Annotated in this window: 1 pseudogene; it reads left to right on the top strand. The window is 68.5% G+C overall.

The features are described 5' to 3' along the window. Positions 1–1,293 (top strand): annotated as a pseudogene (locus tag EN969_RS31475) (calcium-binding protein); the annotation flags it as partial.

The following is a 1,293-nucleotide window of genomic DNA, read 5'->3' as shown; positions in this document are numbered from 1 at the left end:
CTGTCGCCATCGGCAACAACAACAAGGCGATCGGACAAGGCTCCGTGGCGCTGGGCAACGGCTCGACCGCCGGTGCGGCCGGCCTCGCGGGCAATGTCGCGCTCGGCAATGGCGCCTCGGCAGCAGCGAGTTCCGGCGATGTCGCGCTCGGCTCTGGCTCGGTGACCGCGACGGCGGTCGGCACGGCCAGTGGGGTGGTCAACGGCACGACCTACGCCTTCCAGGGCACCAACCCGACCTCGACGGTCAGCATCGGCGCGCCCGGTGCGGAGCGCACCATCACCAATCTGGCGGCGGGGCGGATCAGCGCGCTCTCGACCGACGCGATCAACGGCTCGCAGCTCTTCGCCACCAATCAGGCCGTCGACGCCATTGGCGCCGTCGTCAACAACATTAATGTCGGCGGCATCAAGTATTTCCACGCCAATTCGACGGCGGCGGATTCGTCGGCGACGGGTGCGGAATCGGTTGCGATCGGACCTCTCTCGACTGCGGCAGGGGCGAACGCCATCGCGGCCGGCAACAATGCGAGTGCCTCCGGCCTCGACGCAACGGCGTTTGGATACATATCCAAGGCCTCGGGCGACTTCAGCACCGCCGTCGGACCGAATGCCAACGCGACAGGCTTGTCCAGCACCGCGGTCGGCCAGAACGCGTTTGCTACCGCCGGGCAAGCGACCGCTCTCGGCAAGCAAGCGAATGCCAGCGCCGCGGATGCGGTCGCGTTGGGACCCAACGCCACAGCCGGCAACGCAGGCGCCGTGGCGCTCGGCTCCGGCAGTGTCACCGACGTCGCCGTCGGCACGCCCAGCGCGGTGATCAACGGCACGACCTACGCCTTCCAGGGCACTACTCCGACCTCGACGGTCAGCATCGGCGCGGCCGGTGCGGAACGCACCATCACCAATGTCGCCGCGGGGCGGATCAGCTCGACGTCGACCGATGCGATCAACGGTTCGCAGCTCGCCGCCACCAACCAGGCCGTCGACGCCATCGGCGCCGTCGTCAACAACATCAATGTCGGCGGCGGCATCAAGTATTTCCATGCCAACTCGACGGCGGCGGACTCTTCGGCGACGGGCACGGACTCGGTCGCGATCGGACCCGTCGCGACCGCAACGGGGACGAACGCCATCGCGGCCGGTGTCAATTCGAGCGCCTCCGACGCCAACGCCTCGGCCATCGGCAGCGGCGCCGTCGCATCGGCGCTCGACGCAACGGCGATGGGCTACATATCCAAGGCCTCGGGCCAATTCGCCACCGCCGTCGGCGCCAACGCCAATGCCACAGGCC

It is taken from the genome of Mesorhizobium sp. M7A.F.Ca.CA.003.01.2.1 (genome assembly GCF_003998945.1).
Taxonomy (GTDB): Bacteria; Pseudomonadota; Alphaproteobacteria; order Rhizobiales; family Rhizobiaceae; genus Mesorhizobium; species Mesorhizobium ciceri.
Note: the sequence above shows the minus strand (reverse complement) of the source record. Positions and strands in the feature narration are given on the sequence as shown.